Annotated in this window: 17 protein-coding genes and 1 riboswitch; of the genes, 10 read left to right on the plus strand and 7 right to left on the minus strand. The window is 70.8% G+C overall.

The annotated features are described in order from the left end of the window. Positions 1-2 precede the first annotated feature (2 nt). The 6 genes from cobN (at position 3) to HW466_RS09260 (ending at position 7,160) form a co-directional block, all read left to right on the plus strand. Positions 3-3,818 (plus strand): cobaltochelatase subunit CobN, encoded by a 3,816-nt coding sequence (cobN, locus tag HW466_RS09235; RefSeq protein ID WP_174906058.1) that lies wholly within the window; start codon positions 3-5, stop codon positions 3,816-3,818. Next, the gene (locus HW466_RS09240) at positions 3,815-4,909 is read left to right on the plus strand and encodes a magnesium chelatase ATPase subunit I (protein ID WP_174906059.1); all 1,095 of its coding nucleotides are present in this window, start codon (positions 3,815-3,817) and stop codon (positions 4,907-4,909) included. Before cobN ends, HW466_RS09240 begins: the two co-directional genes overlap by 4 nt. Before the next feature lie 68 nt (positions 4,910-4,977). After that, positions 4,978-5,586 (plus strand): vWA domain-containing protein, encoded by a 609-nt coding sequence (locus HW466_RS09245; RefSeq protein ID WP_174906060.1) that lies wholly within the window; start codon positions 4,978-4,980, stop codon positions 5,584-5,586. Positions 5,587-5,653: 67 nt separating this feature from the next. Then, positions 5,654-6,106, plus strand: coding sequence for a YaiI/YqxD family protein (locus HW466_RS09250; protein WP_059502027.1), 453 nt, complete (start codon positions 5,654-5,656; stop codon positions 6,104-6,106). Positions 6,107-6,224: 118 nt separating this feature from the next. Continuing rightward, a complete protein-coding gene (locus tag HW466_RS09255) occupies positions 6,225-6,797 on the plus strand; it encodes a DUF1993 domain-containing protein (protein ID WP_151006151.1) in 573 nt (190 codons plus the stop codon). Positions 6,798-6,833: 36 nt separating this feature from the next. Beyond that, positions 6,834-7,160 carry a low molecular weight protein tyrosine phosphatase family protein gene (locus HW466_RS09260; RefSeq protein ID WP_060347575.1) on the plus strand — a complete coding sequence of 109 codons (327 nt, stop codon included), beginning with the start codon at positions 6,834-6,836 and terminating at the stop codon, positions 7,158-7,160. A gap of 15 nt (positions 7,161-7,175) precedes the next feature. Here the strand turns inward: HW466_RS09260 and HW466_RS09265 are convergent, their stop codons facing one another. From HW466_RS09265 to cobG, 7 genes are all read right to left on the minus strand, one after another. Further along, a complete protein-coding gene (locus HW466_RS09265; protein WP_059544660.1) occupies positions 7,176-7,604 on the minus strand; it encodes an NUDIX hydrolase in 429 nt (142 codons plus the stop codon). 162 nt (positions 7,605-7,766) lie between these two features. Then, positions 7,767-8,012: a hypothetical protein gene (locus HW466_RS09270; protein ID WP_151006150.1), complete on the minus strand. Its 246-nt coding sequence runs from the start codon at positions 8,010-8,012 to the stop codon at positions 7,767-7,769. A gap of 232 nt (positions 8,013-8,244) precedes the next feature. Then, on the minus strand, positions 8,245-9,600 hold the full coding sequence (locus HW466_RS09275) for a chitinase (protein WP_170296723.1): 1,356 nt from the start codon (positions 9,598-9,600) through the stop codon (positions 8,245-8,247). A gap of 345 nt (positions 9,601-9,945) precedes the next feature. Further along, the gene (gene cobJ, locus HW466_RS09280; RefSeq protein WP_174906061.1) at positions 9,946-11,673 is read right to left on the minus strand and encodes a precorrin-3B C(17)-methyltransferase; all 1,728 of its coding nucleotides are present in this window, start codon (positions 11,671-11,673) and stop codon (positions 9,946-9,948) included. Next, a complete protein-coding gene (locus HW466_RS09285) occupies positions 11,670-12,404 on the minus strand; it encodes a precorrin-2 C(20)-methyltransferase (RefSeq protein ID WP_151007018.1) in 735 nt (244 codons plus the stop codon). Before HW466_RS09285 ends, cobJ begins: the two co-directional genes overlap by 4 nt. Beyond that, positions 12,401-13,027, minus strand: a complete 627-nt coding sequence (locus tag HW466_RS09290) for a precorrin-8X methylmutase (protein ID WP_059594780.1) — start codon at positions 13,025-13,027, stop codon at positions 12,401-12,403. The genes HW466_RS09285 and HW466_RS09290 overlap by 4 nt, the downstream gene beginning before the upstream one ends. Further along, positions 13,020-14,462 carry a precorrin-3B synthase gene (cobG, locus tag HW466_RS09295; protein ID WP_420908194.1) on the minus strand — a complete coding sequence of 481 codons (1,443 nt, stop codon included), beginning with the start codon at positions 14,460-14,462 and terminating at the stop codon, positions 13,020-13,022. Before cobG ends, HW466_RS09290 begins: the two co-directional genes overlap by 8 nt. A gap of 30 nt (positions 14,463-14,492) precedes the next feature. Continuing rightward, a riboswitch (cobalamin riboswitch) is annotated at positions 14,493-14,683 on the minus strand. 204 nt (positions 14,684-14,887) lie between these two features. Here cobG and HW466_RS09300 point away from each other — a divergent pair. Genes HW466_RS09300 through cobM form a run of 4 tightly spaced genes read left to right on the plus strand, consistent with a single transcriptional unit; the run spans position 14,888 to position 18,711 of the window. Continuing rightward, entirely contained in the window at positions 14,888-16,123 is a 1,236-nt protein-coding gene (locus HW466_RS09300; RefSeq protein ID WP_059848752.1) for a bifunctional cobalt-precorrin-7 (C(5))-methyltransferase/cobalt-precorrin-6B (C(15))-methyltransferase, read from the plus strand. Then, on the plus strand, positions 16,123-17,211 hold the full coding sequence (locus tag HW466_RS09305; protein WP_151007051.1) for a cobalt-precorrin-5B (C(1))-methyltransferase: 1,089 nt from the start codon (positions 16,123-16,125) through the stop codon (positions 17,209-17,211). Before HW466_RS09300 ends, HW466_RS09305 begins: the two co-directional genes overlap by 1 nt. Beyond that, positions 17,208-17,939 (plus strand): cobalt-precorrin-6A reductase, encoded by a 732-nt coding sequence (locus tag HW466_RS09310; protein WP_174906062.1) that lies wholly within the window; start codon positions 17,208-17,210, stop codon positions 17,937-17,939. Before HW466_RS09305 ends, HW466_RS09310 begins: the two co-directional genes overlap by 4 nt. 43 nt (positions 17,940-17,982) lie before the next feature. After that, positions 17,983-18,711, plus strand: coding sequence for a precorrin-4 C(11)-methyltransferase (gene cobM, locus HW466_RS09315; protein WP_059798260.1), 729 nt, complete (start codon positions 17,983-17,985; stop codon positions 18,709-18,711). Positions 18,712-18,903: the final 192 nt, after the last annotated feature.

Genomic DNA, 18,903 nt, shown 5'->3' on the forward strand with positions numbered 1-18,903 from the left:
CAATGCATCTGTTGCGCACCACGCCGGGCGGCTTCGTCGACGATACGCAGGGCGTCGTCCGGATCGACCAGCAGCCGGCCGACATCGTGATCCTGAGCTCGGCCGACACGACGCTGTCGCTGCTGGCCAGCGTCGTGCCGAAACTGCCTGCCGGCTTCCCGAGCGTGCGGCTTGCGAACGTCACGTTCCTGCGGCAGCCGGCGTCGGTCGACTTCTACGTCGACGACGTGCTGCGTCACGCGAAGACGGTCGTGATCGACCATCTCGGCGGGGAAGCATACTGGCCGTACGGGATCGAGCAGGCCGTGTCGCTCGCGTCGAAGCGCAGGCAGCAGCTCGCGATGTTCTCGGGCGACCTGCAGGAAGATCCGAACCTCGTCGCGAAAAGCACGGTCGCGCCGGATCTGTGCCGGCTGTGGTGGCGCTATCTGCGCGAAGGCGGGATGCACAACGCCGAAGCGCTGCTGCGCAGCATCGCGTTTCATACGCTCGGTTTCGGCGATGAACCCGAGCCGCCGCGCCCGCTGCCGGCCGCTGCGCTGTATCACCCGGTGCGCGACCCGGCGAGCATCGACGACTGGCGTTCGCGCTGGACGCCCGGCGCACCCGTCGTCGCGATCCTGTTCTATCGCGCGCACTGGCAGGCCGCGAACACCGCCGTGTTCGACGCGCTGGCCGATGCGCTCGTGCGCGAAGGGCTCAATCCGCTGCCGATCGCGGTCACGTCGTTGAAGGATGCGGTGAGCCGCGAGGTCATCACGCAACTGTGCGACACGCACCGCGTCGCGCTCGTGCTGAACACCACCGCGTTCGCGGCCGGCGCGATCGACAGCCCGGAACCCGACGTGCTCGCCGGCGATGCACCGGTGCTGCAGGTGATCCTGTCCGGCGGCAATCGCGACGCGTGGGTGGCCGACAACCAGGGGCTGCACGCGCGCGACATCGCAATGCACATCGCGTTGCCCGAGGTCGACGGGCGCATCGTCACGCGCGCGGTCAGTTTCAAGGGGCTCGCGTATCGTTGTCCGCACACCGAAGTCGACGTCGTGCGCTATCAGCCGGATGCCGAGCGGATCGCGTTCGTCGCGGCGCTCGCGCGCGGCTGGTGCCGGCTGCGCACGCTCGACAACGCCGACAAGCGCATCGCGCTGATCCTCGCGAACTATCCGCAAAGCGAAGGGCGGATCGGCAACGGCGTCGGGCTCGACACGCCGGCGTCCGCGCTGCGCGTGCTGGCCGCGTTGCGCGATGCCGGCTATGCCGTGGCCGACCTGCCGGCCGATGGCGACGCGCTGATCGCGCGGCTCACCGAAGGCGTGACCAACGATCCTGCCGTGCGCGCGTTGCGCCCCGCGTTCCAGAGCTTCGCACTGGCCGATTACGTCGCACGTTTCGCGCAGCTGCCGGCCGCCGTGCGCGACGCGCTGAACGCGCGCTGGGGCCCGCCCGAAGCGGACCCGACGCTGCGGCAGGAGCGCTTCACGATCGCCGGCTGGCGTGCGGGCAACGTGTTCGTCGGCATCCAGCCGTCGCGCTCGCGCGGCGAGAACGACTACGCGAGCTACCACGATGCCGAGCTCGTGCCGCCGCACGCGTATCTCGCGTTCTATTTCTGGCTGCGCGATGCGTTCGGCATCGACGCGGTCATTCACCTCGGCAAGCACGGCAACCTCGAATGGCTGCCGGGCAAGAGCGTCGCGCTGTCCGATGCGTGCTGGCCGGACCTGACGCTCGGGCCGCTGCCGCATCTGTATCCGTTCATCGTCAACGATCCGGGCGAGGGCAGCCAGGCGAAGCGCCGCGCGCAGGCGGTGATCGTCGATCACCTGATGCCGCCGCTCACGCGTGCGGAAAACTACGGCCCGCTGCAGGATCTCGAACGGCAGGTCGACGAATACTACGAAGCGCTGATGGTCGATGCGCGGCGCGCGAAGCTGCTGCGCAAGACGATCCTTGCGACGATCGCCGAACACCGTCTGCACGACGAACTGAGCGTTTCGCCGCCGCGCGATGCGGGCGACGAGGATGCGCTGCTCACGCGCGTCGACGCATGGCTGTGCGAATTGAAGGAAGCGCAGATTCGCGACGGGCTGCACGTATTCGGCGTGTCGCCCACCGACCGTCAGCGGCGTGACACGCTGCTCGCGCTCGCCCGTTTTCCGGTCGGCGACGGCAAGGGAGAACGCGCGGGGCTGATCGGCGCGCTTGCGGGCGATCTCGCGCTCGGCGACGATTTCGATCCGCTCGCGGCCGACTGGGCCGCACCGTGGACAGGTCCGCGGCCGGCCGTTCTTCAGGCGCTCGACGCGTCGCCGTGGCGCCATGCCGGCGACACGCGCGAGCGGCTCGAACGACTCGCGCAGCATTGGCTCGACGGGCTGTGCGCGGCTGCTTCCGGCGCGCCCGGCGCCGATGCGGGCCCAACGCCGCCGGGCGACTGGCCGCGCACGCTCGCGGTGCTCGAACGCGTGCGCTCGACGCTTCTGCCGGCGCTCGACGCGTGCGGCGGCGAGGAACTGCGCCAGCTGCTGCGCGGGCTCGACGGCCGTTTCGTGCCGCCGGGGCCGAGCGGCTCGCCGTCGCGCGGCCGGCCCGACGTGCTGCCGACGGGCCGCAACTTCTATTCGGTCGATACGCGCGCGGTGCCGACGCAGGCCGCATGGTCGCTCGGGCTGAAATCCGCGCAGCAGCTGATCGAACGCCATCTGCAGGATCACGGCGACTATCCGCGCGCGATCGGCCTGTCGGTGTGGGGGACGGCCACGATGCGCACCGGCGGCGACGATATCGCGCAGGCATTCGCGCTGCTCGGCGTGCGGCCGAAATGGGCGCACGGCAGCTATCGCGTGACCGACTTCGAGATCCTGCCGATCGAGATCTTCGACCGGCCGCGCATCGACGTGACGCTGCGCGTGTCGGGCTTCTTCCGCGACGCCTTCCCGAACCTGATGCACCTGTTCGACGCGGCCGTGCAGGCCGTTGCCGCGCTGGACGAGCCCGAGGCGCTGAACCCGATCCGCGCGCGCGTCGAGCGCGAACGCGCGAAATGGATCGAGCAGGGCGTGGCGCCGGACGAGGCGCGGCGTCGTGCCGGCTGGCGCGTGTTCGGCGCGCGGCCGGGCAGCTACGGCGCGGGCCTGCAGGACCTGATCGACCAGCGCCGCTGGCAGACCGACGCCGATCTCGCCGCCGCGTACCGCCAGTGGGGCGGCCACGCGTACGCGCAGAACAGCGCCGGCGACGCCGCGGCCGACGTGTTCGGCGAACGGCTCGCGACGATCGACGTCGTCGTGCAGAACCAGGACAGCCGCGAACACGACATCCTCGATTCGAACGACTACTACCAGTTCCAGGGCGGGATGGCGGCTGCCGTGCGCCACCTGTCCGGGCAGCAGCCGAGCATCTACCACGGCGACCATGCGAACCCGGTCGCGCCGAAGATGCGCACGCTGCGCGAGGAAATCGCGCGCGTGATCCGCTCGCGCGTCGTCAACCCGAAGTGGCTCGACGGCGTGAAGCGCCACGGCTACAAGGGCGCGGCGGAAATGGCCGCGACCGTCGACTATCTGTACGGCTATGACGCGACCGCGCGCGTGCTGTCGGATCACCAGTACGCGCTCGTCGCCGACGCGTATCTGTTCGACGACGACACGCGCGCGTTCCTCGAACGACACAACCCGAAGGCGCTGCACGGCATCTGCGAGCGCTTCGTCGAAGCGATGCAGCGCGGGCTTTGGCAGCAGCCGGGCGAGTATCGCGAGCGCATCGAAGCGGTCTGGCTCGACAGCGAACAACTTCAGGAAGGAGGACGGCGATGACCGATCCGACGACGCATCGCGCGCGCGCGGTGTTCCCGTTCGCGGCGCTCGTCGCGCAACAGCCGCTGCAGCAGGCGCTGCTGCTCGCGGCGATCGACCCGTCGCTCGGCGGCGTGCTCGTCAGCGGGCCGCGCGGCACCGCGAAATCGACCGCCGCGCGCGCGCTCGCCGAACTGCTGCCCGAAGGCGCATTCGTCACGCTGCCGCTGTCGGCGAGCGACGAGCAGGTCACCGGCACGCTCGATCTCGCCCATGCGCTCGCCGAAAACGGCGTGCGCTTCCGGCCCGGCCTGCTTGCGCGCGCGCATCGCGGCGTGCTGTACGTCGACGAGGTGAACCTGCTTGCCGACGGTCTCGTCGATACGCTGCTCGACGTTGCCGCGAGCGGCGTGAACGTGGTCGAGCGCGATGGCGTGTCGCATGCGCACGACGCGCGTTTCGTGCTGGTCGGCACGATGAATCCCGAGGAAGGCGAACTGCGCCCGCAACTGCTCGACCGCTTCGGGCTGATGGTCGAGCTCGAGAACTGTTTCGACGCCGCGCAGCGCGAGCAGATCGTGAAGGCGCGCCTCGCGTTCGATCTCGACCCGGACGCGTTTCGCGCACGCCACGCGAGCGCGCAACGCGCACTCGGCGATGCGATCCACGCGGCGCGGGCACGGTTGCCGGCGCTCGATTTCGACGACGCGGTTCACGCGCGCGTCAGCGCGCTGTGCATCGCTGCCGCCGTCGACGGCCTGCGCGCCGACCTCGTGATGCTGCGCGCCGCGCGCGCACTCGCGGCGCTGGAGCAAGCCGAAGCGGTGACGGTGTCGCACGTCGAGCGCGTGGCGGACGCGGTTTTGCGGCATCGGCGCCACGCCGGTACGCCGCCGTCGTCAGGGGCGTCGCAGTCGCAGTCGAACGCCGAAGGCGTCGGCAACCGCGACGGCCGAACGCCGCCGGACATCAGCCGGCAGCCCGATCGTTCGCCGGACGCCGCACGTGGCGATGCGGCGGCGTCGCAAGGCGACTGGGGCTACCTGCCGCCCGAGCCGGCCGGATTGCGTGACGTGAAGAGCGTGGTGCCGCTGCCGCTAAAAAAACGCTGAGCCATCGAGCCGCCGCCGCCGCGAATGCCATTCGCGGTCCTCGATGGCAGCCAGGCGCTGTCGCGCGCGTGCCCGGGACGGTGCGTGCCGGCACGGCCGTGGCATGGCCGGCGACACTCGCCGCGAAGCGCGGCGGCACGCTGCACGCCGGCCATCTGCGCTTTCGCAAGCGAGCCGGCACACCGCGCGCACTGCATTGCTTCGTGCTGGACTGCTCGGCGTCGATGCTGTCGCACGACCGGCTCGCGCTCGCGAAAGGCCTGATCGTCGCGTACTTCGATCAGGCCGCGCGCAACCGCGTGGAAACCGCGCTGATCTGCTTCGGCGGCAACGGTGCCGCGCGGCGCTTCGGCCCGGCCGTGCCGCGCTGGTGGAACGCGCGCTGGCTCGAACCGGTGGACGGCGGCGGCGGCACGCCGCTCGCGAATGGCATCGCGGCGGCCGCGCAATTGCTCGCGGCCGCCGCGCGCCGCAGGCCGGATCAACAGCGCTGGCTTTGGGTGCTGTCCGACGGTTGCACCCGCGAAACGCCGCCGAGACCGGCTGCCGCCGATCACGTCACGTTCGTCGACTTCGACGACGCGGCCGTGCGAATCGGGCAGGGCAGGCGGCTAGCCGACGCATGGGGCGCGCAATGGACGACGGCCGCGTCACTGTGCCCGGGGCTGCCCGACTGACCGCCCGTGCGCGGCGATCGGCGGTGCTGCGTTATGATCGCCGTTTCTGCTTACCGGAACGATTGCCATGCAAATACTCGTCGATGCCGACGCGTGTCCGGCCGTCATCAAGGACATGCTGTTTCGCGCCGCGCGTCGTGCCGAGATCTGCGTGACGCTGGTCGCGAACCAGTTCCTGCGCACGCCGCCGTCGCCGTTCATCAAGGCGGTGCAGGTGCCGGCCGGCTTCGACGTGGCCGATGCGCGCATCGTCGAGCTCGCGCAAGCCGGCGATCTCGTGATCACCGCCGACATCCCGCTGGCCGCCGCCGTCCTCGACAAGGGCGCGCATGCGCTCGACCCGCGCGGCAACTGGTTCAGCCGCGAGAACATCGAAGAACGGCTGTCGACGCGCGCGATGATGGAACAACTGCGCAGCGCGGGCATCGATACGGGAGGGCCGGCCCCGTTCAGCGCGCGCGACGGCAAGGCGTTCGCGTCGCAATTCGATCGGTTCCTGGCACGCCACGGCAAACCGTGACACCGGGCATCGGTCTTGCGATACGTCACCGGTTTCGCGTCGAAACGTCGGCTACGGCAGAATACGGATTCGCCCCGACATCGATATCGCGGCGCGAACGCTTCATCGGAGAGCATGCATGTCACCGACCCAACTTCTCGTTCCGACCTTCACGCAGATGCTGCGCGCGCAGTCCGCGTGGCTCGACAAGGCCGCCGCGCACGGGCAGGCCGACGGCAACGCGCCCGATGCGTTGCTGACGCTGAAGCTCGCGCCCGATATGTATCCGCTTGCCGCCCAGGTGCGGTTTTCGTGTTTCCAGGCGATGGAACCGGTCTATCGGCTGCGCGGCGAGCCGCTGCCGGACGCGCTGCTGGCGTTGCGGGAAGCCGGCTGGCATGCCGACGCGCAGCCCGGCACGCTGAGCGACGCGCAGGCGATCGTCGCCGGCACGATCGCCTTTCTCGGCGAACTCGCGCCGGACGGGCTCGATGGCGGCGCCGCGCTGCCCATCGCGCTCGAACTGCCGAACGGCACCGCGTTCGACATGACGGGCGAGCAATACGTGCGCGACTGGGCGCTGCCGCAGTTCTACTTTCACGCGATCGCCGCGTACGCGATCCTGCGGCATCACGGCGTCGAGCTCGGCAAGGCCGACTACGTGCCGCACATGCTGGCCTACGTGCGGCCCGGCACGATTCCTCGGGGTTGAACGGTTGAGCGGGTGTTCCGGCCGCCATGCGCCGGCATGACACGGGCGCTGTTCATCTGCAGCCGCAACCGGCTGCGCAGCCCGACGGCCGAGGCGGTGTTCGCCGCGTGGCCGGGTGTCGAAGCCGACTCCGCGGGCCTCGCGCCCGATGCGCAAACGCGTTTGTCCGCCGAGCAACTCGAGTGGGCCGAGATCGTGTTCGTGATGGAGCGCGCACACAAGGCGAAGCTGTTGGCCCGATACGGCACTCGGCTGAAGCACAAGAAGATCGTCTGTCTCGACATTCCGGACCGCTACGCGTACATGCAGCCGGAATTGATCGCCTTGCTCGAGCGTAAGGCCGGTCCGTGGCTGCGCGCGTGACCGGCCCGGGCCGGCTCAGCGTGAGCGCGGCGGCCCGTCCGCCAGCGCGGAAAAGCGGTCGAGGTGCAGCAGTTCGATGATCTTGCGGGTCGGCACGCTCGCGCGCAGCGTCTCGAGCCGTTCGACGTCGAACCACTTGCAGCGCGCGATCTCGTTGCTCGCGCGCGGCGTCAGGTGTCGCGGCACGTCGGCCACGAACACGTGATGAAGCTTCGTGAGTCCGCCGAACTGCACCGCATAGTCGAGCGCGAGCCCCTCCAGTCGCGTTTCCTCCGCCAGCTCCCGCTGCGCGGCCTCGAGCGGCGTCTCGCCGCGCCGGATCGTGCCGCCCGGCAGCGACCAGCGCGCGGCGGTACGGGCGACCAGCAGCACGCTGCTGCGCTGGCGGCACACGATCGTGGCGCGTTCCTTGATGCTGACGACGGTATCCGGCCCGGTATTCATGTTCGGCAAAAACAAATGCTGAGTCGTGGAGGGAAATGCGCGTCGCCCCGGGCTGCCGGCCTGTCGACCGATCGTCGGGCACGGCGGCATGCAGGCCGCCGCGCCGATCTTACCGGGCGTTCGTGACAGTTCCGTGCGTTGCCGCGCGCAACGCGCACCGCATCACGCGTGCGTGTACAGCCCCGCGCGCGCCGGTTTTCCGGAACGGCCGTGGCGCCGCTTGTGGATCGCACGCCGGTGCTGATGCGGTGGCGGTGTCACGTGCGGGCGCGTGGGTGCGGGTCGTGCCGTCGGCGCGGCAGCCCGCGGCTGCGATTGTCCCTCGCCAAAATGGAAGGTCTGGGTTTGCGCGCGCGCGACGCCCAGCGTCGACGCCAGCACGATGACCGCGAGCAGCATGTGTTTCATGAAAGATCCGCCTTTTTCGGATGAGCGCCGTCCGTCAGCTTAGCGAACCGCGGCCGGGCGCCGCAATCGGCCTGCGTTCGGTGTCCTCCCCACTTGCCGGCGGCCGCATTCCCGGCAGGATGGGCGGGCAGGGCCGTGGCCAGCGGTGCCGCTGCTTCGGCGGCCGTTCGCCGCGATGCCCGACGGCATCCGGGAACGGCCGCCGCGCGTCACGCGCCGATGCGTCGCGACGTCACGACTTCACCCACACGCCGCCCGCGGTCGGGTTATCGCCCTGCGTCCACCATTTCGCGCAGTATTTCGCGCCCTGGTACGTGACGCACGTGCCGCCCTGATACGCGGTCGTCGCCGACCACACGGGCGTGCCGCCGCCGACCGGCTTCCACACCGCCGCCTGGCCGGGCACGTCGCCCTGCGTCCACCATTGCGCCTGGTACGTCGTCCCCTGGTAAGTCACCGTCGCGCCTGCCGTATAGACCTGGCCGGCCGACCAGGGCGCGCCCGGTTGCGGCGTGCCGCCGCTCGAGCCGCCGCCGTAGTTCGGATCCTGCGTGACGCCCGCCCCCCATTTGCCGTCGAGCTTGCGGAAGATCGACGCGAACGCGTACGGCTGCTGCGCGACACCGGAGCAGGTCGGCGCGACATACGCGCCGTTGTTCGGGCACGGCTGATCGCGGCCGACCGACCAGTTGCCGAAGAATCCGTAACCGTTGCCGACCGCCGCATTCAATACGCTCTGCGCATTCGCGAGCGTGAAGGTCTCGCCCTGTACGTCGTTCATCCCGATCATCGGCGTGACGCCCACCATCTGCCACAGTTGCGTGCCCGTTTTCGGCTGGCCCGCCGACTTGAACGCCGTATCGAGTTGCGTATAGAGCGCCTGCGCGGCACTGATCGCGGCCGCGCCCATGTCGATGTTCGCGGGGCCGTAATCCATCGTCATCAGGTTCACGGCGTCGAACGCGACCTTGTTCGAGATTGCCGCGTTGACGACGTTCACGCCATCCTGCGTGAGCCCGGTCGGCATCGTCGGCAGCGTCAGCGTGACGTGCAGCGGCTTGCCCTTCGCCGCGTAGTCGGACTGCAGTTGCGCGACGGCCTGGAAGTTGCGGGCAATCGCGGCGCTGTCCTGCTGCGATGCGCCTTCGATGTCGAAATCGACATGCGTGAGGCCGTAGGTATCGATCACGGTCTGGTAGGCCGTCTTCAGCGCGGGGACGCTCGAGCATGCCTGCATCAGCGGCGTGCCGTTCGCGCCACCGAACGAGACGGCGACTTCGCCGCCTTTCGCGCGATAACTCGCGATCGACGTCGACAGCGATGCGAGCAGGTCGCCGCTCGCGCCGTTGCCGATCGGCTGCACGCCGCCCCAGGATGGCGCGCAGCCGCTGCCCGCGACCACGAACGCCAGCGTGAACTGCTGGATGCCTTGCTGGATGCCGATCCGGTCGACGAGCGGCGTCGGGTAGAGCGTCACGTCGACGAACGGCGCATACATGCCGGCGCCGTGGGACACGCTCGCCATGGCGAGCAGGCAGCCCGCGGCGAGCGCGCGCGGGTTGAATCGCGGCAACACGTTGTTGTTCATTGTGTTCTCCAAGTGGAAGAGGGATACGCTGGCCTGCGTATCGCCGCCTCGCGGGCGATCGGGTATGCCCGCCTGGCGGCGTGCTCATCTTGGAGGATTCGCGCCGAATCGTGAATACTTAGGTGTTCTTTTCGTTATTCGATTCCCGATACGTAACGATCTTGCCGATTCGATCGCATATCGAAACGCGAGGCGGCAGATTTTTCCGCTTGCGTGACGCGTGTGGTCTGTCGGGGCGATGAAGCGATGCGCACGGAAGCGGTCCACCATGCCGATGGACCGCTTCCGGCGAACGGGCCACGCCGGGCCGGCCCGCGCGGCACGCGAATAGCGGGAGACGCGCCTTCAGCGATACCAGCGCGGCGTGTAGACCCACTCACGCCCGTCGCCGATCGCGAAACGCCGCGTCGTCGACGAGCCGACGATCACCATCGTGCGCATGTCCACCTGATCGCTGCGCAGCGCGCCGAGCGTCGTCGTCGCGAGCGTCGCGCCGGGCCGGCCGATATCGCGGCCGAGCACGACGATGGTGTCTGCCGCTCGATACGCGCGCACCGCGTCGAGCGCACGGTCGAGCTGCCACGGCCGGGCACGCGAAATCGGGTTGTAGAACGCCATCACGAGATCGGCTTGCGCCGCGTGCCGCAGGCGTGTCTCGATCACGTTCCACGGCTTCAGGTTGTCCGACAGCGAGATCGCGCAGAAATCGTGACCGAGCGGCGCGCCGGCCTGCGCGGCGGTTGCGAGCGACGCCGATACGCCGGGTTCGATACGCAGTTCGACCGCGGCCCATCGCGGGTCGCGCGCTTCGTCGAGCGCTTCGAGCACGGCCGCGGCCATCGCGAACACCCCGGGATCCCCCGACGACACGACCGCGACGTGCCGGCCTTCGGCCGCGAGTTCGAACGCATGGCGCGCACGCTGCATTTCCTCGCGATTGTCCGTGCCGTGCACGCGCTGGTCCGCGCGGAACGGGCCGGCCATCGTCACGTAGGTCGTGTAGCCGACGATGTCGGTGGCTTGCGCGAGCGCGGTGCGGGCGGCGGGCGTGAGCCACGCCGCATCGCCCGGGCCGAGGCCGAGCACCGTCAGGCGGCCGCGTGCACGGCCGAGCGACGCCGGGTCGACGGGTTGCGCCGCCACCGCGCATGCGAGGCCGTCGGATACTGCGCGCAGCGTGTGCGCAACGCGCAGCGTAGCGCCCAGCAGGGCAGCGGCATCGACATCCCGGTCGCCGGCGACATCGCCGCCGACATCGGCGAAGCGCAGCGGCACGCCCAGCGTCCGTGCCGCCGCGTCGACGCGCGCATCGCCTTGCAACGTCGCCGATGCGACGAGTGCGGCAAGCGCCAGTCGCGCGAGACCGTTCATCTCGAGCAGCGCGTCGATACGCTCGGCAAGCGACGGCGACGCATCGGCCCGCACGGCGTGCGCGTCGATGCCGACCACCACGCTGCGCGGATGGATCACGAGTTCGTCGCGCGCGCCGCGCCATGCATCGGGCGTCACGCGGATCGCATGCGCGGCCGCATCGTCGCGCGGCAACGCGACGTCGTCGAGCCACGGCGCCGCGCCGTCGATGCGCGTGGCCGCGCCAGCGAGCAGGTCGGACACGAAACGCTTGCCTTGCTGGAGATCGGCGAGCGCATAGCCGTCGGGCGGGTTGAGCACGCACGCGCCGAAGCGCAGCTCGCCGCTCGTCGTGATCGCCGGTGCGACGCCGAGGCATTCGGCGATTTCGCGCGCGATCAGGTTGACGCCGGTCAGCCCGCCGAGCAGCGGCACGACGGCCGAGCCGTCTTCCGCGACCGCGAGCACGGGCGGCTCGATGCCCTTGTCGGCCAGCGCCGGCGCGACGCAACGGATCACGATGCCGGCCGCGCACAGCGCGACGATCGGCAGGCCGCGTGCGTACAGCTCACGCAGATGTGCGCCGAGTTCGTCGAACGGCACGTCGGCCTCGACGCGCGACGCGAGCCCGTGCACCGAGGCGCCCGGATAGCGCGCCTGGATGCGCCGCGCGGTATCGAGCGCGCCCGCGCCGAGAATCACGATCGCGGGCGGAGTCGTCATCCTTGCCATTTTTCCCCCGGCACGATGAGCAATGAGAAGTACGGCGACGCCATCGGATCGACTTCGTCGAGCGGCACGATGCGCTGCGCCGCCATCGTCGCGCGCTCGACGTACAGCGCGCGCTTCGCGAGCCCGAGCTCGTCGAGCACGCGGCGCACCTTGTCGAAATTGCGGCCCAGCTTCATCACGACGGCCGCGTCGGCCTGCGCGAGGCGCGTGCGCAATTCGTCCTCCGGCAGCACGCCGGACAGCACCGACAGGCTCTGGTTGCGATAGACGAGCGGCTGGCCGAGCACGGCGGTGCCGCCGAGCATCGCGCACACGCCCGGGATCACCTCGGTGTCGTAGCGCGGCGCGAGGCGATCGTGCAGGTACATGTACGACCCGTAGAAGAACGGATCGCCTTCGCAGATCACCGCGACGTCGCGCCCGGCGTCGAGATGCGACGCGACGATTTCGGCGGCCGTATCGTAGAAATCGGCGATCACGGTCTCGTAGCAGAGCGGCGGCGGCAGCGCCTCGGTCGTCACCGGATAGACGAGCGGCAGTTGCGTCTGCGCATCGAGCAGGTGCGCCTCGACGATCCCGTACGCATTGCCCTTCTTGCCCTTCGCGACGAAATACGCGACCACCGGCGCCGCCTGCAGTACGCGCAGCGCCTTGATCGTCATCAGTTCGGGGTCGCCGGGGCCGACGCCGACGCCGAACAGGCGTCCGCGCGGGGCCGTCATTCCGCCTCCGTCGCGAGTGCGTTGACGGCGGCCGCGGCCATTGCGCTGCCGCCGCGCCGGCCGAGCAGCGCGACGTACGGCACGCCGCGGCTGTCGGCGTCGAGCGCGGCCTTGGATTCGGCCGCGCCGATGAAGCCGACCGGAAAACCGAGGATCAGCGCGGGGCGCGGCGCACCTGCGTCGATCATGTCGAGCAGGTGAAACAGCGCGGTCGGCGCGTTGCCGATCACGACGACGCTGCCGGCCAGATGCGGGCGCCACAGTTCGAGCGCCGCGGCCGAGCGCGTGTTGCCGAGATGCCGGGCGAGGTCGGGCACTTCCGGTTCGCCGAGCGTGCAGATCACGCGATTGCCGGCCGGCAGCCGCGCGCGCGTGATGCCTTCGGCGACCATCCGCGCGTCGCAGAGGATCGGCGCGCCGGCTTCGAGCGCCGCGCGGCCCGCCGCGCCCGCGCCGGCCGAGAAGCGCAGGTCGTAGGCGACATCGACCATCCCGCACGCGTGGATCACGCGCACCGCGAGCTTCTCGAGATCGGGCGGAACGTGCGACAGGTCGGCCTCGGCGCGGATCGTCGCGAACGACTGGCGGTAGATTTCCTGCCCGTCGCGAATGTAGTCAAGCATCGGTGGTGTCCTGGCTGTGCCGCGCGCCCGCCAGTCGGGCCGCGGCCTGGTCAATCGTCAGATGGCGCGCGAGCGGGGCGCCGAGGCCCGCGGCGGCGTCGCGCCGGTAAAGGTCGTAGCGTGCCGGCGCGACCGCGACGAGCGTGTGCGCGGCGGGGTGCGGCAGCGCGCAGTGGCGCTCGCAGCCGGTCAGGTGCACGTCGACCGGATGGCCGATACGTGCGGCCAGCGCGAGCGCATCGTGTTTCGTATCGGCGCGCGACTTCGCGCAGCCCGCGCTGCCGGTGCAGGCGACCAGCGCCGCCAGCGGGTCGGAGGTCGAGCACACGAGGCCGAGCGCCGCGAGCGTGTCGAGCACGGCGCGCGTGCGCTCGTGCCGCACGCCGTGCACGAACACGCCTTGCCACGGGGTCATCGACAGCGTGCCGTCGCCGTGTGCTTCGGCGAGTGCCGCGAGCCGTTCGAGCTGGATTGCGTCGAGCCGGCCGAGCACGAACTGCGCGCCGACGCTGCAGCGATCCGCATCGCGCGACGGCCGTACGCCGAAACGCAGCGCCGCGTCCGCATGCTTGCGCCGCCAGCCGGACAAGCCCGGATCGGCCTCGAGCAGGAAGGGAGCGTAATGCTGCGCGCGCTCGCGCAGCGCGCGTGCGGCGCCGGCTGCGAGCAACGCACGCATGCGCGTGACATCGGCCGGTGCGAGATCGAGGAACGCGAGCAGCAGCGCGCGAACGAGCGCGACGGTCTGGTCCGGCGCGACGTCGAACCAGGCGGGCGGATCGCCGGGCGCGACCGGCGGGCAGCCGGCGAGGCCCGCGGCGATGCGGATTGCGCCGTCTTCGCGGCGTCGCGCGGCAAGCCAGATGTCGTGCGGATGATCGAGCGCCGCGACCGATTCGCCGCCATCGAGCTGGATCGAGAATTTCGGCGACACCTCGCCGCGACGCGGCTCGTGCGTGAGCATGTCGAGCAACGGCAGCGCGAGCGCGCGGCTGTCGACGAGTGCGTCGGGATCGCGCCCCGCGAGCGGGCTGAGCATCAGGTTGCGGATATCGTCGCTCGCGGCGAGCGCGGCCCGGTCGTCGGCGGCATCGCCCGTGCTCGCGTGCGGGCCCAGGCCCGCGGCGAGCAACGCGTCGGCCAGCGTCTCGGCCGCGCCGTCGCGGATGCCGCGCAGTTGCAGATTCGCGCGATTGGTCGCGTCGATCGCGCCCGAGCCGCAGGCGCGGGCAGCGGCGGCAATTGCACGCGCCTGCCGTGCGTCGAGCCGGCCGCCGGGCAGCTTGATCCGGCACAGCCCGCCGTCGGCGGCCGCGACGACGCGCACGAGCCCCGGGCAAGCCGACGGGCGCACGACGGGCGACGACGCAGGAATGGAATCGGGGGCGGAGCTCAACGGGATACCGGGGACAGTGTCGCGCCGCGGCCAACGCATCGGTACACCCCGCCCGACGCCGACTGGCACGCACGCACTTTCATGCCGGCAGGTCTCCTGGCTGACAGGTCGGCGCCGGCTCCCGGCCTTCCCGGTGAAACCAGTGGCACGAGGGGGAGATCGGCTCGCTGTCTACAGTTGCGGGGGCAGCCACAGCGGCGCGGTGCGCGCCCTGTGTTCCCTCTTCGGCCCCGAAGGGCACCGGCGAACGAACGGCCGTAGCATACCCGATTTCACCGGCGCTTCGCGACCGCCGAACGGGCACCGCGGCCGAAGCGCAACGCGGCCGGGCATCGGCGGCCCCGCAGATGAAACGCGTGGAGGAACACGGTACCATGCCGACTTTCGCAATGCGGACGGCCGCACCGGCGCTTTCACGGCCGCCGTGCGCCGACTCGATGGAACCGGACGATGGGGAAGGGTGCATGACGGCGTGGCTGACGGTAGTGGGCATCGGCGACGACGGCTACGCGGGCCTCGGGCGCAGCGCGCGGCGCGCGCTGCTCGAGGCGACGCGGGTCGTCGGCGCGAAGCGGCACCTCGACATGCTGCCCGCACGGCTGCGGGCCGAACGCGCAGCATGGCCTTCGCCGTTCGACGTGTCGGGCCTGCTCGCGCGGCGCGGTTCGCCCGTCTGCGTGCTGGCAAGCGGCGACCCGATGCTGTTCGGCGTCGGCGCGACCCTCGTGCGTGAACTATCGCCCGGCGAATGGCGCGTGCTGCCCGCGCCGTCGTCGCTGTCGCTCGCGGCCGCGCGGCTCGGCTGGGCGTTGCAGGACGTCGGCGCGGTGTCGCTCGTCGGCCGGCCGCTCGCGACGCTCGCGCGTCATCTGCTGCCGGGCCGGCGCCTGTTCGTGCTGAGCGCCGACGGCCGCACGCCGGCCACGGTCGCCGCCGAACTCGCCGCGCGCGGCTTCGGCCCGACGCGCATCAGCGTGTTCGAACACCTTGGCGGCCCGCTGGAACGGCGCATCGACGGCCTCGCGCAGGACTGGAACATCGACGAAACCGCCGCGCTCAATCTCGTTGCGCTCGATTGCCAGGCCGGCCCCGACGCGCCACGCCGCGCACTCACGCCCGGCCTGCCCGACGACGCATACCGCCACGACGGCCAGCTCACCAAGCGCGACATGCGCGCGCTGACGCTCGGACGCCTCGCGCCCGCGCCCGGCGAACTGCTGTGGGACGTCGGCGCGGGCAGCGGCTCGATCGGCATCGAGTGGATGCGCGCGCATCCGTCATGCCAGGCGATCGCGATCGAATCGCATGCGGAGCGGCAGCGCTTCATCGAGCACAACCGCGACGCGCTCGGCGTGCCGGCGCTGCAACTCGTCGCGGGGCGCGCGCCCGAGGCGCTCGCCGGGCTCGCGACGCCCGACGCGATCTTCATCGGTGGCGGTGCAACCGCGCCCGGCGTGCTCGACGCGTGCTGGTCGGCGCTGAAGCCCGGCGGACGGCTCGTCGCGAACGCCGTCACGTTGCAGGGCGAGCTCGCGCTCGCCGCGTGGCGCGACCTGCACGGCGGTACGCTCACGCGCGTGTCGCTCGCGCACGCCGAGCCGCTCGGCCGCTTCGACACGTGGCGGCAGCCGCTGCCCGTCACGCTGTACGACGTGCACAAGCCGCATGCCACGGCAACCGGCCTCGCGGCCTGCGCATGATGCGAGACGAAACGCCCGAACAACCTGCACCGCTGCGCTTCGGCTATACGACCGGCAGCTGCGCGACCGCGACGTCGCTTGCGGCCGCGCGCCTGCTGCTCGCGGGCGTCGCGGCCGACGCGGTCGAGATCGTGCTGCCGAAGGGACAGCGCGTGATGATGCGGCTCGCGTTCTGCCGGACGACGGCTAACGGCGCGGAAGCCGGCACGATCAAGGATGCCGGCGACGATCCGGACGTCACGCACGGCGCGCTCGTCTTTGCGCGCGTGGCGCTCGCGGATATGCCCGGCGTGCGCTTTCACGCGGGGCCCGGTGTCGGCACCGTCACGCGCGCCGGACTCACGCTGCCGGTCGGCGAACCGGCGATCAATCCGGTGCCGCGCCAGATGATGACCACGCACCTCGACGCGCTCGCGGCCGAATTCGGCTACGCGGGCGGCTTCGACGTGACGATCGGCGTCGAAGGCGGCGAGGCGCTCGCGTTGAAGACGATGAACCCGCGTCTGGGCATCGTCGGCGGATTGTCGATCCTCGGCACGACCGGCATCGTGCGGCCGTTCTCGTGCTCGGCGTACATCGCGTCGATCCACCAGGGCATCGACGTCGCGCGCGCGAACGGGATTTCGCACATCGCCGCATGCACCGGCAACGCGAGCGAGGATGCGATGCGCGCGCACTACGGCCTGCCCGACATGGCGCTGATCGAAATGGGCGATTTCGCCGGTGCGGTGCTCAAGCATCTGCGCCGCGCGCCGGTCGCCCGCCTGTCGATGTGCGGCGGCTTCGGCAAGCTCAGCAAGCTCGCGGCAGGCCATCTCGACCTGCACAGCCGCCATTCGAGCATCGACCTGCCGCTGCTTGCGCAGTGGGCGGCCGAGGCGGGCGCGAGCGCGGCGCTGCAGGCCGCGATGCGCGCGGCGAATACCAGCCAGGAAGCGCTGAAGCTCGCGCAGCACGACCGCGTGCCGCTTGGCGACATCGTCTGCACGCATGCGCTGCGCGTCGCGCGCGACATCGTACCGTCGTCGGTCGCGGTCGAAATGTTCGCGATCGACCGGCAGGGCGGCTTCGTCGGGAGCGCACGATGAGCGCGCGCATCCTGCTGCTTGGCGGCACCGCAGACGCGCTGAAGATCGCACGCACGCTCGGTCCTCGGCACGTCTACAGCCTCGCGGGCCTCGGCAAGGTGCCCGACGACTTGCGCTGCGAAGTGCGCGTCGGAGGCTTCGGCGGAGCGGCGGGGCTCGCCGCGTATCTGCGTGGCGCCGGCATCGGCCTCGTGATCGATGCGACACATCCGTATGCCGCGCGAATCAGCGCGAATGCGGCGGCCGCCGCGCGCGACGCGGGCGTGCCGCTGTGGGCGCTGCGTCGCGCGCCGTGGGCGCCGCAGCCCGGCGACGACTGGCGCATGGTCGACGACTGGGCCGGCATCGAGGCCGCGCTCACGCCGTTCCGGCGGCCGCTGTTCACGCTCGGCCGCGAACCGCTCGCGCATCTCGACGAGATCCCGCCGCACCAGTTCTGGCTGGTGCGCTGCCTCGACGCGCATCCCGGCAACGCGCGCGCGCAGATCATCGCCGCGCGCGGGCCGTTCACGCCCGACGGCGAGCGCGCACTGTTCGCGCTTGCCGGCATCGACGTCGTCGTCAGCAAGAACAGCGGCGGCGCCGCGACCGAGGCAAAGCTCGACGTCGCGCGTGAACGCAGGCTGCCGGTCGTGATGCTGCGCCGGCCGACGTTGCCCGACGTCGATCGCGCGTTCGATTCGACCGCCGCGCTGCTCGATGCGCTCGACCCGGCCGCGCGCGCGTGATGGCGCACGAGCCGCTGCCCCATGAATTGACGGAGATTTTTCGATGACGGTGTATTTCATCGGCGCGGGCCCCGGCGACCCCGAGCTGATCACGGTGAAGGGCCAGCGTCTCGTGCGCACGTGCCCGGTGATCCTGTACGCGGGTTCGCTCGTGCCGCCGGCCGTGCTCGACGGCCATCGCGCGGAGCAGGTCGTCAACACGGCCGAGCTCGACCTCGACGCGATCGTCGCGCTGCTCGCCGATGCGCATGCGAAAGGCCAGGACGTCGCGCGCGTGCATTCGGGCGATCCGTCGCTGTACGGCGCGATCGGCGAACAGATTCGCCGGCTGAAAGCCCTCGGGATTCCCTATGAAATCGTGCCGGGGGTGACTGCCACGGCTGCTTGCGCGGCAACGCTCGGCGTCGAGCTGACGCTGCCCGGTGTCGCGCAGACGGTGATCCTCACGCGCTTCGCCGGCAAGACGACCATGCCGGAAGGCGAAGCGCTCGGCGCGCTGGCCGCGCATCGCGCAACGCTCGCGATCCATCTTGGCGTGCGGCATCTCGCGAGGATCGTCGACGAAGTGCTGCCGCACTACGGGGCCGCCTGCCCGGTCGCGGTGATCTACCGTGCCAGCTGGCCCGACGAGGAACGCGTGACCGGCACGCTGGCCGACATCGTCGACAAGGTGCAGGGCACGCGGATCGAGCGCACCGCGCTGATCCTGATCGGCCGCGTGCTCGATGCAGAAGGATTCGCGGATTCGACGCTGTATGCGAGCGGGAGCTGAGCGCGCGTACACGGAAAACGCAGTGCACGTGGCGTTTCGAGGCCTTGCCTGGGACGACGGATGTTGTCGTGAGCCGACCAGCCCGCCGGGCAACACCGTTGGCCGAACGGCTCCAACCGTGACATCGAGCGTGACCGGGCAGCGCCGGAGCGCCACGCGCCAGCCACGCCCAGATCAACGCCTCGCCGCCTT

This window comes from Burkholderia territorii (genome assembly GCF_902833055.1).
GTDB classification, from domain to species: domain Bacteria; phylum Pseudomonadota; class Gammaproteobacteria; order Burkholderiales; family Burkholderiaceae; genus Burkholderia; species Burkholderia territorii.

Excerpts from the sequence above, each read along its gene's own strand:
- cobN (WP_174906058.1), top strand. The coding sequence starts at position 3 with ATGCATCTGTTGCGCACCACGCCGGGCGGCTTCGTCGACGATACGCAG.
- HW466_RS09240 (WP_174906059.1), top strand. The coding sequence starts at position 3,815 with ATGACCGATCCGACGACGCATCGCGCGCGCGCGGTGTTCCCGTTCGCG.
- HW466_RS09250 (WP_059502027.1), top strand. The coding sequence starts at position 5,654 with ATGCAAATACTCGTCGATGCCGACGCGTGTCCGGCCGTCATCAAGGAC.
- HW466_RS09255 (WP_151006151.1), top strand. The coding sequence starts at position 6,225 with ATGTCACCGACCCAACTTCTCGTTCCGACCTTCACGCAGATGCTGCGC.
- HW466_RS09260 (WP_060347575.1), top strand. The coding sequence starts at position 6,834 with ATGACACGGGCGCTGTTCATCTGCAGCCGCAACCGGCTGCGCAGCCCG.
- HW466_RS09265 (WP_059544660.1), bottom strand. The coding sequence starts at position 7,604 with ATGAATACCGGGCCGGATACCGTCGTCAGCATCAAGGAACGCGCCACG.
- HW466_RS09270 (WP_151006150.1), bottom strand. The coding sequence starts at position 8,012 with ATGAAACACATGCTGCTCGCGGTCATCGTGCTGGCGTCGACGCTGGGC.
- HW466_RS09275 (WP_170296723.1), bottom strand. The coding sequence starts at position 9,600 with ATGAACAACAACGTGTTGCCGCGATTCAACCCGCGCGCGCTCGCCGCG.
- cobJ (WP_174906061.1), bottom strand. The coding sequence starts at position 11,673 with ATGACGACTCCGCCCGCGATCGTGATTCTCGGCGCGGGCGCGCTCGAT.
- HW466_RS09285 (WP_151007018.1), bottom strand. The coding sequence starts at position 12,404 with ATGACGGCCCCGCGCGGACGCCTGTTCGGCGTCGGCGTCGGCCCCGGC.
- HW466_RS09290 (WP_059594780.1), bottom strand. The coding sequence starts at position 13,027 with ATGCTTGACTACATTCGCGACGGGCAGGAAATCTACCGCCAGTCGTTC.
- cobG (WP_420908194.1), bottom strand. The coding sequence starts at position 14,462 with ATGCGTTGGCCGCGGCGCGACACTGTCCCCGGTATCCCGTTGAGCTCC.
- HW466_RS09300 (WP_059848752.1), top strand. The coding sequence starts at position 14,888 with ATGACGGCGTGGCTGACGGTAGTGGGCATCGGCGACGACGGCTACGCG.
- HW466_RS09305 (WP_151007051.1), top strand. The coding sequence starts at position 16,123 with ATGCGAGACGAAACGCCCGAACAACCTGCACCGCTGCGCTTCGGCTAT.
- HW466_RS09310 (WP_174906062.1), top strand. The coding sequence starts at position 17,208 with ATGAGCGCGCGCATCCTGCTGCTTGGCGGCACCGCAGACGCGCTGAAG.
- cobM (WP_059798260.1), top strand. The coding sequence starts at position 17,983 with ATGACGGTGTATTTCATCGGCGCGGGCCCCGGCGACCCCGAGCTGATC.